The organism is Sphingomonas sp. UYEF23 (assembly GCF_040546165.1).
Classification (GTDB): domain Bacteria; phylum Pseudomonadota; class Alphaproteobacteria; order Sphingomonadales; family Sphingomonadaceae; genus Sphingomonas; species Sphingomonas glacialis.
The window spans coordinates 72,413-86,255 of sequence record NZ_JBEPNG010000008.1 but is presented as its reverse complement, the minus strand read 5'-3'; the positions used below and the strand labels follow the sequence as shown (position 1 = coordinate 86,255).

The 13,843-nt window shown below is 68.3% G+C and carries 13 protein-coding genes and 1 pseudogene; 9 read left to right on the top strand and 5 right to left on the bottom strand.

All coding sequences use genetic code 11. The annotated features are described in order from the left end of the window. Nucleotides 1-69: 69 nt before the first annotated feature. Entirely contained in the window at nt 70-645 is a 576-nt protein-coding gene (locus ABIB28_RS14685) for a DOMON-like domain-containing protein (protein WP_354288859.1), read from the bottom strand. After that, nucleotides 642-1,133, bottom strand: a complete 492-nt coding sequence (locus ABIB28_RS14680) for a hypothetical protein (protein WP_354288858.1) — start codon at nt 1,131-1,133, stop codon at nt 642-644. The genes ABIB28_RS14685 and ABIB28_RS14680 overlap by 4 nt, the downstream gene beginning before the upstream one ends. A gap of 131 nt (nt 1,134-1,264) precedes the next feature. Here ABIB28_RS14680 and rimO point away from each other — a divergent pair, with 131 nt between their 5' ends. The 4 genes from rimO to ABIB28_RS14660 all read left to right on the top strand — a co-directional run bounded on the left by rimO (nt 1,265) and on the right by ABIB28_RS14660 (nt 5,614). Then, nucleotides 1,265-2,596: a 30S ribosomal protein S12 methylthiotransferase RimO gene (rimO, locus tag ABIB28_RS14675; RefSeq protein ID WP_354288857.1), complete on the top strand. Its 1,332-nt coding sequence runs from the start codon at nt 1,265-1,267 to the stop codon at nt 2,594-2,596. A 46-nt stretch (nt 2,597-2,642) separates the two neighbouring features. Next, complete coding sequence (locus ABIB28_RS14670; RefSeq protein WP_354288856.1) at nt 2,643-4,034, top strand: leucyl aminopeptidase family protein; 1,392 nt, start codon at nt 2,643-2,645, stop codon at nt 4,032-4,034. After that, nucleotides 4,031-4,417 carry a hypothetical protein gene (locus ABIB28_RS14665; protein WP_354288855.1) on the top strand — a complete coding sequence of 129 codons (387 nt, stop codon included), beginning with the start codon at nt 4,031-4,033 and terminating at the stop codon, nt 4,415-4,417. Before ABIB28_RS14670 ends, ABIB28_RS14665 begins: the two co-directional genes overlap by 4 nt. Nucleotides 4,418-5,131: 714 nt before the next feature. After that, nucleotides 5,132-5,614, top strand: coding sequence for a hypothetical protein (locus ABIB28_RS14660; RefSeq protein WP_354288854.1), 483 nt, complete (start codon nt 5,132-5,134; stop codon nt 5,612-5,614). Nucleotides 5,615-5,803: 189 nt separating this feature from the next. Here the strand turns inward: ABIB28_RS14660 and ABIB28_RS14655 are convergent, their stop codons facing one another. Both ABIB28_RS14655 and tpiA read right to left on the bottom strand, forming a co-directional pair. Beyond that, nucleotides 5,804-6,403, bottom strand: a complete 600-nt coding sequence (locus ABIB28_RS14655; RefSeq protein WP_354288853.1) for a hypothetical protein — start codon at nt 6,401-6,403, stop codon at nt 5,804-5,806. A gap of 13 nt (nt 6,404-6,416) precedes the next feature. Then, nucleotides 6,417-7,154, bottom strand: coding sequence for a triose-phosphate isomerase (gene tpiA, locus ABIB28_RS14650; RefSeq protein ID WP_354288852.1), 738 nt, complete (start codon nt 7,152-7,154; stop codon nt 6,417-6,419). A gap of 145 nt (nt 7,155-7,299) precedes the next feature. On the opposite strand from tpiA, the gene ABIB28_RS14645 reads away from it, so the two are divergent. Both ABIB28_RS14645 and trpE read left to right on the top strand, forming a co-directional pair. Beyond that, complete coding sequence (locus tag ABIB28_RS14645; RefSeq protein ID WP_354288851.1) at nt 7,300-9,258, top strand: peptidylprolyl isomerase; 1,959 nt, start codon at nt 7,300-7,302, stop codon at nt 9,256-9,258. Beyond that, complete coding sequence (gene trpE / locus ABIB28_RS14640; protein ID WP_354288850.1) at nt 9,242-10,765, top strand: anthranilate synthase component I; 1,524 nt, start codon at nt 9,242-9,244, stop codon at nt 10,763-10,765. The genes ABIB28_RS14645 and trpE overlap by 17 nt, the downstream gene beginning before the upstream one ends. A 14-nt stretch (nt 10,766-10,779) precedes the next feature. Here trpE and ABIB28_RS14635 read toward each other — a convergent pair whose 3' ends face one another. After that, a complete protein-coding gene (locus ABIB28_RS14635; protein WP_133187219.1) occupies nt 10,780-11,223 on the bottom strand; it encodes a hypothetical protein in 444 nt (147 codons plus the stop codon). A gap of 110 nt (nt 11,224-11,333) precedes the next feature. Between ABIB28_RS14635 and ABIB28_RS14630 the strand changes: the two are divergent. The 3 genes and pseudogenes from ABIB28_RS14630 to trpC all read left to right on the top strand — a co-directional run. Beyond that, nucleotides 11,334-11,924 (top strand): annotated as a pseudogene (locus ABIB28_RS14630) (anthranilate synthase component II); the annotation flags it as partial. Nucleotides 11,925-12,010: 86 nt separating this feature from the next. Then, the gene (gene trpD, locus ABIB28_RS14625) at nt 12,011-13,006 is read left to right on the top strand and encodes an anthranilate phosphoribosyltransferase (RefSeq protein WP_354288849.1); all 996 of its coding nucleotides are present in this window, start codon (nt 12,011-12,013) and stop codon (nt 13,004-13,006) included. Further along, a complete protein-coding gene (trpC, locus tag ABIB28_RS14620) occupies nt 13,003-13,791 on the top strand; it encodes an indole-3-glycerol phosphate synthase TrpC (RefSeq protein WP_354288848.1) in 789 nt (262 codons plus the stop codon). Before trpD ends, trpC begins: the two co-directional genes overlap by 4 nt. Nucleotides 13,792-13,843 lie beyond the last annotated feature (52 nt).

Below are 13,843 nucleotides of genomic sequence, written 5' to 3'. Positions count from 1 at the left end.
CCGACGCAGCGCTCGCCAACGATCGCGGTCGCGACTGGGCCCCGGCCTTCGCCGGGGAACGAATTGGGGTCAAGGGTGGTCGGCGGCCGGGAGGGACGCGATAAAGCAATCCCGGTTGTGGAAATCGGGCGGCCCGTCGGTGTGGGCGAGCGCCCAGAAGGATTTGGTGCCGTCGGTTTCCTCGATCACCGCGGTCAACGCCATCTCGAACGGCCCGCTGGGGAGATCGGCGAGCGATTGCTCGACCTCGACGAGATACGCCGAATTGTCGTCGCCACGGTCGACGCGCGGATCGACCGCGAGCGGCAGATCGTGCCCGCCCGCGCGATGCGCCGCGAAGCGATATGCCGCCCAGCGAGTCGAGGGCGAATAGTTGAACTCGACATAGCCGGCATCGCCCGCCACGCCGAGGAACAGCTCGCAACACGTGGTCTTCCAGAGATCGTCGGTGCGCGCCGCCGCGACCCAATCGGGCAAGGCGACATGGTCGTTGCCCTCGACCATGAAGGTCAGCAGCAGCGTGTCGCCATCCCGGATGACATCGACATCGACCGCCTCGACCGCGCTGGGCGGCAGATCGGGATGCGGGACCAGTCGGTAGCGCGTTGCCTGCGGTCGCGAGGCCTCGGGGATAAAATCGCTCAACAGCGTCGCTCCTTCGTGTTCCATGCGGGGATCAGCCGCAACCGCCGCTTGCCCCAATAGCTCAGGTCCATCGAGACGCGGACCGGCGCGCCCTTGCGCGTGTAGACGATCTGGTCGCCGCGCTCGCCATCGCCCGTGCTGCAATTCTGCCAGCCCTGTTTCTCGAGCGCGTCGGTGATCTTGTAGACGGCATATTGGTCGTCCGCATGCCACAGCGTCAGCGCGTCGAACCCGCCGCCGCCATCGTGGCCGACCAGATCGACCGCCGCTTCAAACGGCCCCGCGCCTTCGAACATCACGGCGTGACGGCGGCAGCGCAAGCGCCCCCAATCGGGCTGGACGCAGTCGGTGAAGCCCGCGCGGCGCGCATCGCCGACGCTGCCGCTCACGGGCAGGCCGGCATAAAGCACCGTCGCCGGGGGCGGTCGGTCGGGACTGCACCCCGCAAGGAGGAGCAGCACGGCCAGCCAGGATGCGCGATGGGTCATGCGGCCGAGGGAATAAATGCGATCGCGCCACCGCGATAGCCAAGAATCGGCCCGCCAGAGCACGCGCGCGCAGCGCCGCGACGGCTAGCGCTGGAAAATTCGCGCGAACACGCCTATGTGCCGCCGTTCCCATGGCAACAACACTCCCCTCCCCGCCGAAAATCGGCATGGTCTCGCTCGGCTGTCCCAAGAATCTGGTCGATAGCGAGCGGATCCTAACCAAGCTGCGCAGCGATGGCTATGCGATGTCGCCCGATTATGCCGGCGCCGACGTCGTGCTCGTCAACACCTGCGGCTTCCTCGATTCGGCGAAGGAAGAATCGCTCGAAGCGATTGGCGAGGCGATCGCCGAGAATGGCCGCGTCATCGTCACGGGCTGCATGGGCAAGGAAGCGGAGATGATCCGCGCCAAATTCCCCGGCATCCTCGCCGTCACCGGCGCGCATCAATATGAGGAAGTCGTCGGCGCAGTCCACGAAGCGGCCCCGATGCCGCCGAGCGCGTTCCTCAACCTCGTTCCCGACAGCGGGTTGAAGCTGACGCCGCGCCACTACAGCTATCTGAAGATCAGCGAAGGCTGCAACCACCGCTGCAGCTTCTGCATCATCCCGTCCTTGCGCGGCGACCTCGTCAGCCGCCGCCCCGACGCGATCCTGCGCGAAGCCGAGAAGCTGATCGAAGCCGGGACCAAGGAATTGCTCGTCATCAGCCAGGACACCTCGGCCTACGGCGTCGACATCCGCCACCAGCCGCGGATGTGGCACGGCGAGGAAGTCCGCGCGCACATGACCGATCTGTCGCGCGAACTCGGCAAGCTCGGCGCTTGGGTGCGCCTGCACTACGTCTACCCCTACCCGCATGTCGACCAGGTCATCCCGCTGATGGCCGAGGGGCTGATCCTCCCCTATCTCGATATCCCGTTCCAACATGCCAGCCGCAACGTGCTCAAGCTGATGAAGCGCCCGGCGAACGAGACCAAGGTGCTCGAGCGCATCAAGACTTGGCGCACGATCGCCCCCGACATCGCGATCCGCTCGACCTTCGTCGTCGGTTTCCCCGGCGAGACCGAGGACGATTTCGCCTATCTGATGGAGTGGCTCGAGGAAGCGCAACTCGACCGCGTTGGCGCCTTCCGCTTCGAGCCGGTCGAAGGTGCTGCCGCGAACGACCTCCCCAACCACGTCCCCGAAGAGATCAAGGAAGAGCGCTATGCCCGCCTGATGGAACTCACCGCGCGCATCTCGGCCGACAAGCTCCAGGCCAAGATCGGCCGCACGCTCGACGTCATCATCGATGCGGTCGATGCGGACGGCGGCGCGACGGGCCGCTCGAAGGCCGACGCGCCCGAGATCGACGGCGAGGTCTTCCTGCGCGACGCCGGCCACCTCGAGCAGGGCGACATCGTGGCGGTCAGCATCGAGGATGCCGACGAGCACGATCTGTACGGCGTGCCCGTCGCCTGAAACACGCGCGGGTTGCGCCTCGGCGCTGCGCTTCCGATAAAGGGGTATGACCTTCGACCCCGCAGCATTGCTGCAACCCGATCGCGGCCAGCCCGCGCGCCTCATCCACGTCGTTCGCCCCGAGGCGTGGGAGGCGTGGCTCGGCGCTCAGCCGCCGCGGATCCGCACCGTGGTCGCCGCGCACCGGCTGACCGGCAAGCCCGGCAATCGCGCGGTGCTGCCGGGCGACAAGCCCGACGATTGGGCGATGCTGCTCGTCTGCAACGAAAGCCTCGATTCGCCGTGGCGGATCGCCTCGCTCGGCGAACAACTGCCCGAGGGCACCTATCGCCTCGCCGAGGGCGAGCCCGGCGCGGCGATGCTCGGCTGGTGCCTCGCGCAGCATAAGTTCGATCGCTATCGCAGCGACGAAATCCCGGTCGGCGCACGCGTACTGCTCACCGGCGAGCCCGCGCGGATCGAGGAAACCGTTCGCCTCGCGCGCGCCACCGCCAAGGTGCGCGACCTCGTCAACACCGCCGCCGCCGATCTCGGCCCGGCCGAGCTCGAAGCCGAGGCGCAGCAACTCGCCCAGGCCCACGGCGCGACCGTGGCCGTGACGAAGGGCGACGCACTCGAAAAAGGCTATCCGATGGTCCACGCGGTCGGCCAGGCCGCCGCACGCGGGCGCGAGCCGCGGCTGATCGAGCTCGAATGGGGCAACCCAGCGCATCCCCGCATCGCGATCGTCGGCAAGGGCGTGTGCTTCGATTCGGGCGGGCTCGACATCAAGCCGTCGTCGGGGATGCGGCTGATGAAGAAGGACATGGGCGGCGCGGCGCACGCGCTCGCACTTGCCGGGCTGGTGATGGCGGCGCGGCTCCCCGTGCGGCTGCACTTGCTGATCCCCGCGGTCGAGAACAGCATTGCGGGCAACGCCTTCCGCCCGGGTGACGTGCTCCGCACGCGCAAGGGGCTGACGGTCGAGAACACCAACACCGATGCCGAAGGGCGGCTCGTGCTCGGCGACGCGCTGACGCGCGCGGTCGAGGAAAACCCAACGCTGGTCCTCGATTTCGCGACGCTCACCGGCGCGGCGCGCGTCGCGCTCGGGCCCGATCTGCCCGCGACCTTTGCCAATGACGAAACGCTGGCGGCGGCGTTGCTAGCCGCAGGGAGCGCGGTCGGCGATCCGCTGTGGCGGCTGCCGCTGTGGGACGGGTACGACGACATGCTGTCGTCGGACATCGCGGACCTGGTCAACGCCCCCGACGGCGGTTTCGCCGGATCGGTGACCGCCGCGCTGTTCCTGCGCCGCTTCGTCCCCGAGGGCACGCCCTGGGCGCATTTCGACACCTTCGCGTGGCGCCCGAGTTCGAAGCCCGGTCGCCCCAAGGGCGGCGAGGCGCTCGGCCTGCGCGCGGCCTGGGCGATGCTCAAGGGGCGCTTCCCGGCATGATCTACATCCTGATCAACCTCGTGCCGATCCTCGTCGCGACGCTGATCGGGCTCATGCTGGGGGCCGCCTATCACGTGGCGTTCGGGCGCGGGCGCGTAGCGGTCAGCGCGATCGTTGTGGCCGCACTCGGCCTGTTCTGGTTCGCGTCGATCCTGGCCGGCGCGCTGATACTCGCGCCGCCCAAGGCGGCACCATGGATCATGGCGGTGGGCAGCGCGGTAGTGATCTGGGTCGGGTTCGTGCTGCCGGTGGTGGCGGTGACGCAGCGCTATCATGGCGTGGCGCCGCGGCGGATCGTTGGCGACAGCGTGTTCTGGCTGGTAACGATGGTGGCGCAGGCGGTGGCGATGAAGGTGATTGGACTGGTCCCGCCGCCGGTTTGATGTCGGCGAGCGGTTGAACGTCGATTATTGGTGGCTAGCTGCCGTTCCCTAAACGTGCGAGAACAGCCCGATTATACAATCGCGCATAGCTTTCCGCGAGCGGACGAAGGTCCAAACAAGCCCGCGTTTCCGAGTCCGTTGTTCCGGACAGTTGGCGGAAGTGCCAGTGAGTCCTTTGCGACTGTCTGCTCCGGGTGCGACTGACGAGAAACCGCCCAACGACAGTAGACGACGATCTCCCGCTTTCAGCGCCACTTGTGCATCGTCAGAAGGGATGCGGGCACTCAGACCTACGAGTTTAGGACATCGCGCCGTGGGCGACGGATGACGACCGCATGCCGTTGCTGCGACGAACAAGACGATTAATAGGTCTCTGATGCGCATCACGCCCTTTGCAACGAGTTCTGGATTACCGCAATTGGTCGATTTCCGCCGACCCCTTTTGCGTCAGAACGCGGACGTCGCGCGTCGGGAACGGGGGTCGCGCTCGCGGAGCGCGGACTCCACGGATCGCGGCGGACAGCCTATCCCTGCTGGTGACGGTAATCGCGCAGGCACTGGCGAGGAAACTGATCGAACGGGTCCCGCCGGCGGCGGGATCGTCGCTACGGTGGGTACACGGGTATCGCTGGCGCGCCCCGTCGAAATGGGCGAAGCTCGCGATCGAAAGGACCCTCGGAAAATGACTCGCAGTCGGGATCACGGCCCATGCTGATGGCGGCATCGCTCCTGCTGCAATTCTCGGTCGCGACGATGGGGTTGATCGCGCATCCATATACGACGCTCTCGGTCTATCCGTCGTCGCGACCGCGATCTGGACCGGAAACCGAGCAGGCGCATTGGGCGGTGCAGCCGACGGCGAAACAGATCGCAGCGATGCCAGCAGCGCATATCACCGGCGGCGCGCGCGCCATGGTGTATTGCAAGGTCGCTGCGCGGGGGACGCTCAACGGCTGCACGATCGAAGCGGTCGAACCCCATCGTCAGGAGGTCCGGTCGTCCGCCCTTGGCGCGACCGCCCTCTACCGCCTGACCGCAGAGGACAGGCTCAAGGTGCGGGAGTCGAAGAAGCCCCAGTACGTTGCCTTGGTCCTGGTGTTTCCCGACAAGCGCGGGCGGCTGCCTACGGACTGCAACCCCGCCTTCGGGTGTGCGCCGTATATCATCGGCCCGCCGCGCGCAAAACCGCGCTCCTGACGTCGGTATCGTGTCGCCATCACCCATGACGCTGTCCTACATGTCGGCGGTTGTGATATAGACCTGTTTGCTCTTTGACATCGTCGGACCGGCAGGACTGCATCGACACGAAAACGGAAACGATCGCGATTGTAAACATCGCGTCTTGGGGTCAATCGAGTCAACCGCCCGGCGCCGCGCCCCAAAGGATCAGCCAGCGCTCCGCCCCTTCCGCCAGCGCGCCATCGCCGTGTCGTAACGGTCGCGCTCGGCAGCGAGCGCTGCGCTCAGCGTCTTGCTCTCCCGGTCGTGCTGCGCGTCGAGATCGCGCCGCTCGCGGTCGAGCGCGCGTTGGCGGGCGACGAGCTTGGCGTCGGCCGCGCGGTAGCTGCCTTCGAGATCGGCCAGCGCCTGCTCGGCCGCGGCAAGCGCTTCGCTCGAGGGCTTGGGCGGTGGTTCGGGTTTGGGGTCGGCCTTGCGCGGAGCCGACGCCACCCGCTTGGCTCCGCCCCGACGAACCTTGGCGCGCTTGGCCGGCACATCCTCCCCCGCCTTCGCCGCCCGCGCCGGTAGCGCCGGCAACGCCGCGATCTGCTCGGCGGTGGTCCCGCGCGAGCGCTTGATCACCTCGCCCGGATGCGCCAGCGGCTCGGCCATCAATGCGGGATCGCTCACTTCCTGCGCGATCCCGCGCGCGAACAAGTCGTGCTCGCTTCCCCACGCCGCAAGCGCGGCCTTGCGGCTCGGCGCTGCGACATAGGCGTCATGGAACCCGGCCGGCACGACGAAGACCTTGAGCTTCCGCGCCATACCGAGGGTCCCGCTACGCCGCTTCGATGATCGGCACGAACTTCGCCGCGGTCAGGCTCGCGCCGCCGACCAGCGCGCCGTCGACATCCTCGGTTTCGAGGATCGCCGTCGCATTCGCGCCCGTCACCGATCCGCCATAGAGGATGCGGATTCCGTCGGCGGCATCGCCGACCAGCGTGCGCAGCTTGGCGCGTGCGATCGCATGGACTTCGCCGATCTCGTCGAGCGTCGGGGTGCGCCCCGTGCCGATCGCCCAGCGCGGTTCGTATGCCAGCGTCAGCCAGTCGCCCGTCGCGAGATCGGGCACCGACTTCTCGATCTGCGCCTGGACGACGCGCGCGGCGCGGCCGGCGTCACGCTCGGCATCGGTTTCGCCGACGCACAGGATCACGCCGAGCCCGTGGCGGTGCGCCGCGCTCGCCTTGGCCCAGGCGTCCTGGCTCGTCTCGCCCTGGTCGGCGCGGCGTTCGCTATGCCCGACGATCGTGAAGCTGGCCCCCGCCTCGGCGAGCATCGACGCGGACAGGCAGCCGGTATGCGCGCCGCTTTCGGCGGCATGGACATCCTCGCCACCGAACGCGAAGCCCGGCACCAGCGCCACCGCGGGCGCGATCAGCGTCGCGGGCAGCGCGATCGACACGTCGACCCCGGGCGCCGCGCGCGCCGCCTCGGCGATCAGGACCAGTTCGGCCAAGGCGGCACGGTTGCCGTTCATCTTCCAATTGCCTGCCACCAGCTTGCGTCGCGCCATCCTGCGTCTCTCCCGTTTTGATCGTTGCGCGACAGCGATACCGAAGCGTGCGCGCGGCACAAGTCCAACCGCCTGGGTTGATGCGACCTCGCCTGCCCCCTAAAGCAGCGGCACCACGCTCCAGACAGATTGGCCGTTTCCGACCATGCTCAGCTTTTTCCGCCGAATGATTACCCACCGGTTCGGAGGCGCGATCGCGCTCGGCTTCGTCGCGTTGCTCGGCCTGGCATTCGTGCTGGGGGACCGCGCCGGCCTGTCGGGCAGCGCCAATCCCGTCGCAAAGGGCGATATCGTCGCCACCGTCGGCAAGAAGACGATCTCGGTCAGCGAGCTGCAGACTGCCGTTCAGCGCGACATGGACGGCTACCGCCAGCAGAACCCGACGCTCGACATGGCGCAGTTCGTCGCGGGCGGCGGGTTCGACGCGACGCTCGAGCGGCTGATCGATTCGACCGCCTATCGCCAGTACGCGCAGGCGCAGGGCATGGTCGTCGGCAAGCCCGCAGTCGATGCGGTGATCGCCGCGCAGCCTGGGCTTTCGGGGCTCGACGGCAAGTTCAGCCAGGAGAAGTATGAAGGCGTGCTGCGCCAGATCGGCATGACCGACGCCGACGTCCGGCTGCAGACCACCGACCAGATCCTCGTCAAGCAATTGTGGCAGTCGCCGCTCAAGGCCAACCAAGTCCCGCTCCAGCTCGCGCTTCCCTATGCGAGCTTGCTGCTCGAGAAGCGCGCCGGCACGATCGGCTTCATCCCGTCGCAGGCGGTGCCCGCCGGCGCCGTCCCGACCGATGCCGAGCTGAACACCTATTACACGCGCAACGCCTCGCGCTACCGCGTCCCCGAGCGCCGCGTCGTGCGCTATGCACTCGTCAACGCCGCCGCCGTTGCTGCCGCTGCGACGCCGACCGCAGCCGAGATCGCCGCTGCCTACCAGGCACAGTCGGGCAAATATGCCGCCGCCGATCTGCGCACGATCGTCCAAGTCGTCGTCGCCGACCAGACCGCCGCGAACGCGCTCGCCGCCAAGGTCCGCGCCGGTACCCCGATCGCACAGGCGGCAAAGGCCGCCGGGCTCGAGCCGGTGACGCTCACCGATACGACCAAGGCGGATTATGCCGCGCAGACCTCGCCGGCCATCGCGAACGCGGCGTTCGGTAGCAAGGCGGGCGACGTCGCAGGGCCGCTGCGCGCGCCGCTCGGCTTCATCGTGCTCAAGGTCGAGAGCCAGCGCGTTCGTGCCGCGACGACGCTCGCCGCCGCGACGCCAGAGCTGACCAAGACGCTCGCAACCCAGAAGACCGCCAAGCTGCTCACCGACAAGCGCAACGCGTTCGAGGACACGCTGTCGAAGACGAGCTTCGACGGGATCGTCGCGCAGCAGAAGCTGGCCGTGCAGACGACGCCGGCGCTGCTCGCGAGCGGCCAGGATATCGCCAACCCGACCGCCAAGCCCGATCCTGCGATCGCGCCGATCCTCACCGCGGCGTTCGCCGCGCATGCCGGCGATTCGCCGCAGACGGTGCCGCTCGGCCAGGACGGCAGCTTCGCGCTGGTCACGCTCGACAAGATCGTGCCGGCCGCCCCGCGCCCGCTCGCGCAGATCCGCGATCTCGTGATCCGCGACTTCGAGCTGGCGCGCGCGCAGAAGGCGGTCCGCCAGATCGCCGCGGGCGTCGTCGCCGCAGCCAATAAGGGCATGCCGCTGGCACAAGCCTTCGCCGCGACCAAGCTCAAGCTGCCGCCGCTCCGCCCGATCGCAGGTCCGCGTGCGCAGTTGCTCGCCGATCCGCGCGCGGTCTCGGCGCCGCTGCAGATGCTCTTCGCGATGCCCGCGAAGACGACCAAATTGCTCGAGGCGCCCAACAATGCGGGCTATCTGATCGTGCATCTCGATACGATCACGCCGGGCGACGCGAGCGCCAATCCCAAGGTCATCGCGGGAACGCAGAATGATATCGGCAGCGTCATCGGCCGCGAATATGTCGCGCAGTTCGGCAAGGCGGTGCAGAACGCCGTCGGCACCAAGCGCAATGCCTTGGCGATCGCCAAGCTCAAGGCGCAATTGATGGGCGGCGTGAGCGCAGATGACCAGCAGCCCTGATCGCGCCGACCGGGTCGCAGCCCGCGCCGCGTTGGCGGCGGGCAAGCCCGCACTGCTGTGGCAGCGGCAGGTCGCCGACACCGAGACGCCTGTCGCCGCCGCCCTCAAGCTGATCGAGCCCGGGCGCGGCGACTTCCTGCTCGAATCGGTCGAGGGTGGCGAGACGCGCGGGCGGCACAGCCTGATCGGGCTCGCCCCCGATCTGGTGTTCCGCGCGCACGGCGCCGAGGCCGCGATCAACCCGCATTGGCTGAGCGACCGCGACGCCTTCGCGCCGTGCGACGCGCCGACGCTCGATGCTTTGCGCGCGCTCGTCGCGTCGTGCCGGATGGACGTGCCGGCCGAGTTGCCGCGCGCGCTCGCCTGCCTCGTCGGCTATTTCGGCTATGAGACGATCGGGCTGGTCGAGCGTTTGCCGCGCCCCGCCAACGACGCGCTCGGCCTGCCCGACATGATGTTCGTGCGTCCGACGGTGATCCTGATCTTCGATCGGCTCGCCGATGCGCTGTTCCTCGTCGCGCCGGTCTGGCCCGATGCCAAGCGCACGCCCGAGGCGATCGTCGCCGAGGGCAGCGAGCGGATCGAGGCGACCGCCGCGCGGCTCGCCACCGCCCAGCTTCCCGCCCCCGTGCGCGCGCCTGCCGCGCAGGAGATCGCGCTGACGCCGACGCTCGCGCCGGGGCGCTATGCCGAGATGGTCGCAGCGGCGAAAAACTATATCGTCGCGGGCGACATCTTCCAGGTGGTGCTCGCGCAGCGCTTCACCGCGCCGTTCACGCTGCCGCCGTTCGAGCTCTATCGCGCGCTGCGACGGATCAACCCCTCGCCGTTCCTCTATCACCTCGACCTGCCAGGCTTCGCGCTGACCGGCTCGAGCCCAGAGATCCTCGTCCGCGTCCGCGACGGCGAAGTCACGATCCGCCCGATCGCGGGCACGCGCCCCCGCGGCAAGACCGCCGCCGAGGACGAAGCCAATCGAGTCGGCCTGCTCGCCGACCCGAAGGAGCGTGCCGAGCATCTGATGCTGCTCGATCTCGGTCGCAACGATGTCGGCCGCGTCGCCGAGTCGGGCAGCGTGACGGTCACCGCGAGCTACACCACCGAATTCTACAGCCATGTCATGCACATCGTGTCGAACGTCGTCGGCCGACTGTCGCCAGACCATGACGCGATCGATGCGCTGCTCGCCGGCTTCCCCGCAGGCACCGTTAGCGGCGCGCCGAAGGTGCGCGCGTGCGAGATCATCGCCGAGCTCGAGGATGCGGTGCGTGGGGCGTATGCTGGAGGCGTCGGCTATTTCTCGCCAGACGGATCGATGGATTCGTGCATCGTGCTGCGCACCGCAGTGATCAAGGACGGCACGATGCACGTCCAGGCCGGCGCCGGAATCGTCGCCGACAGCGTCGCCGAATACGAGCAACGCGAGTGCGAAGCCAAGGCCGGTGCCTTGCTCGCCGCCGCGCGCGAGGCGATCGCGCGCGCGGCGGAGGTCAGCTTCGGGCAGTAATCAGCCGGCGGCGATCACGGGATCGCTGCCGCCTGACGCTTGGCTTCGGCCTTTTCAGCGGCATATTGCTGCGCGCGCATCATCGCACAGCCGGTCTGGCCGCCCGACCCCGTCGGCGAGCATGTGTCCGGCAGCCCAGCTGCACGACGGCCGACCTCATCGGCGACAGCCGCGCGATTGGCCCAGCTCTGGTTCTGCGCCGGGATCGGCTTGTCATTGCGCAGTTCCTTCGGGATACGATACGGCTCGCCCTGGCGCGCGCACACCACGATCTCGGCATCGGGATTGGCCGACTTGGGGCACGCCTGGTTCCCCGTCAGCGTGATCGAACGGATGCGCAGCGGGGGCTTGCCAGACTCGGCCTGCTTGGCGGCGGCGTCGTTCTGGTCCGCGGTCTGCGCGAAACTCGACATGGGTAGGACGGCCAGCGTCAAGGCGATGGCAAAGGGGCGCAGCATGGTGAAAAATCTCCTCGAGGATCAACAACGTCTGCCAGGCCAGCTTGATCCAAGCTGAACGCACACATTCGATCATTGTCGCTACACCACAAAAGCGGTAGCGGCGCGCTATGATCCGTGCACAGATCCTCGTCATCGACAATTATGACAGCTTCACCTGGAACCTCGTCCATTATCTGATGGAGCTTGGCGCCGAGGTGAAGGTCGTGCGCAACGACGCGATCACTGCGGCGGATGCGCTCGCGAGCAACGCCACCGGATTTCTCATTTCCCCCGGCCCAAAGACGCCGACCGAGGCGGGCGTGTCGCTCGATCTGGTTGCAGCGTGCGCCGACGCGGGACGGCCGCTGCTCGGCGTGTGCCTCGGGCATCAGGCGATCGGCCAGCATTTCGGCGGCAGCGTGGTGCGCGGCGGGCTGATGCACGGCAAGACGTCTCCCGTGACGCATGACGGGTCGGGCGTGTTCGCCGGCCTCCCCTCGCCCTTCACCGCGACGCGCTATCATTCGTTGATCGTCGAGGATCTGCCCGACGCGCTGGTGGTCAATGCGCGCGCGGACGACGGCTCGGTGATGGGCGTACGCCACGTCACGCTGCCGATCCACGGCGTGCAGTTCCATCCCGAGAGCATCGCGACCGAGCATGGTCACGCATTGCTGGGGAACTTCCTGGCGGATGCGGGTATGATCCTCCCCTCCCGCTTGCGGGAGGGGCCGGGGGAGGGCCTGTTCGAGATGCACGGGACGGACTCCCCTCCCCTAACCCCTCCCGCAAGCGGGAGGGGAATTTGACGACCCTTGCCCTCCTCCCCGACCCGTCCTCCCCGCTGAGCCGGGAGTCCGCAGCGCAAGCGTTCGCCGACCTGCTCGACGGCCATGTCCCCGACGACGCCATCGCGAGCTTCCTGATCGGCCTGACCGAACGCGGCGAGACCAGCATCGAAATCGCCGCGGCCGCGCGCGCGCTGCGCGACCGGATGCTGCCGATCGCGGCCCCCGCCGGCGCGCTCGACGTCTGCGGCACCGGCGGAGACGGCCACCACACGCTCAACGTCTCGACCGCGGTGTCGATCGTCGTCGCGAGCACCGGCGTGCCCGTCGCCAAGCACGGCAACCGTGCGGCCTCCTCCAAGTCCGGCGCCGCCGATACGCTCGAGGCTTTGGGGCTCGACATGCACCGCGCCGGTCTCAACGCCGAGGCGAGCTTGAACGATATCGGCATCGCCTTCCTGTTCGCCGCCAACCACCACCCGGCGATGAAGCGCATCACCCCGATCCGCCAGGCGCTCGGCCGTCGGACAATCTTCAACCTGATGGGCCCGCTCGCCAATCCGGCGGGCGTCACACGCCAGCTGATCGGCATCGCGCGTCCCGATTATGCCGCGACCTACGCCGCCGCGCTCGAGCAACTCGGCACCGAGGCGGCGCTCGTCGTGTCGGGCGAGGAAGGCCTCGACGAACTGTCGAGCGCTGGCCCGAGCATCGCGGTCGCGGTCGGTACGATCGACCTCCCGCGCACGATCACGCCCGAGGATGCCGGCCTGCCGCGCCACCCGATCAGCGCGATCCGGGGCGGCGATGCCGTCCACAATGCCGCCGCCTTGCGCCGCCTGCTCACTGGCGAGACCGGTGCGTATCGCGATGCCGTCCTGCTCAACGCCGCCGCGGCGCTGATTGTCGCTGGCACCACGCACACCCTTCCCGAAGGCGTCGCCATCGCTGCCGAAGCGCTCGAGAGCGGTTCGGCGAACGCCTTGCTCGATCGTTGGATCGCTTACTCATGACCGATATTCTCAACCGTATCCTCGAAACCAAGCGCGCCGACGTCGCCGCGCGCAAGGCGACCACCGCGCTGAGCGAACTCGACGCGCGGATCGCGGCCCAGTCACCACCGCGCGGCTTCCGCGCCGCGCTCGATGCGCGCGCAGCCGAGGGCGGCTACGCGCTGGTCGCCGAGATCAAGAAAGCGAGCCCGTCAAAGGGCCTGATCCGCGAGGATTTCGATCCGCCGGCGCATGCGCTCGCCTATCAGGCCGGCGGTGCGACATGCCTGTCGGTGCTGACCGACGAAGCGTGGTTCCAGGGATCGGACGGCTTCCTGACCGCGGCGCGCGGCGTGTGCGACCTGCCGGTGCTGCGCAAGGATTTCATGGTCGATCCGTGGCAGGTGCCCGAATCGCGTGGGCTCGGTGCCGACGCGATCCTGCTGATCATGTCGGCGCTCGATGACGTGACGCTCGCCGAGATCGAGGCGAGCGCGATCGAATGCGGGATGGACGTCCTCGTCGAAGTCCATTCGCAGGCCGAGATGGAGCGCGCGCTCAAGCTCAAGTCGCGGCTGATCGGCGTCAACAACCGAAACCTGCGCGACTTCACCGTCGATTTCGCGCGGACCTACGAGCTGGTGTCAAAAGCGCCGAAGGACTGCACCTTCGTCGCCGAAAGCGGGCTGACGACGCGCAACGATCTCGACGCGATGGCCGAGCACGGCATTCGCTGCTTCCTGATCGGCGAGGCGCTGATGCGGCAGCAGGACGTCGAGGCAGCGACGCGCACGCTGGTCGGCTGAGCGGTCGGGCGACACCGCTTCGCCGGGCGGCCCCGGCTTAGACGTCTGACCA

What these genes read in the sequence shown, in the direction of transcription:
- ABIB28_RS14680 (WP_354288858.1), bottom strand. Translation starts at nt 1,133, where the DNA reads ATGACCCATCGCGCATCCTGGCTGGCCGTGCTGCTCCTCCTTGCGGGG.
- rimO (WP_354288857.1), top strand. Translation starts at nt 1,265, where the DNA reads ATGGCAACAACACTCCCCTCCCCGCCGAAAATCGGCATGGTCTCGCTC.
- ABIB28_RS14670 (WP_354288856.1), top strand. Translation starts at nt 2,643, where the DNA reads ATGACCTTCGACCCCGCAGCATTGCTGCAACCCGATCGCGGCCAGCCC.
- ABIB28_RS14665 (WP_354288855.1), top strand. Translation starts at nt 4,031, where the DNA reads ATGATCTACATCCTGATCAACCTCGTGCCGATCCTCGTCGCGACGCTG.
- ABIB28_RS14660 (WP_354288854.1), top strand. Translation starts at nt 5,132, where the DNA reads ATGGCGGCATCGCTCCTGCTGCAATTCTCGGTCGCGACGATGGGGTTG.
- ABIB28_RS14655 (WP_354288853.1), bottom strand. Translation starts at nt 6,403, where the DNA reads ATGGCGCGGAAGCTCAAGGTCTTCGTCGTGCCGGCCGGGTTCCATGAC.
- tpiA (WP_354288852.1), bottom strand. Translation starts at nt 7,154, where the DNA reads ATGGCGCGACGCAAGCTGGTGGCAGGCAATTGGAAGATGAACGGCAAC.
- ABIB28_RS14645 (WP_354288851.1), top strand. Translation starts at nt 7,300, where the DNA reads ATGCTCAGCTTTTTCCGCCGAATGATTACCCACCGGTTCGGAGGCGCG.
- trpE (WP_354288850.1), top strand. Translation starts at nt 9,242, where the DNA reads ATGACCAGCAGCCCTGATCGCGCCGACCGGGTCGCAGCCCGCGCCGCG.
- ABIB28_RS14635 (WP_133187219.1), bottom strand. Translation starts at nt 11,223, where the DNA reads ATGCTGCGCCCCTTTGCCATCGCCTTGACGCTGGCCGTCCTACCCATG.
- trpC (WP_354288848.1), top strand. Translation starts at nt 13,003, where the DNA reads ATGACCGATATTCTCAACCGTATCCTCGAAACCAAGCGCGCCGACGTC.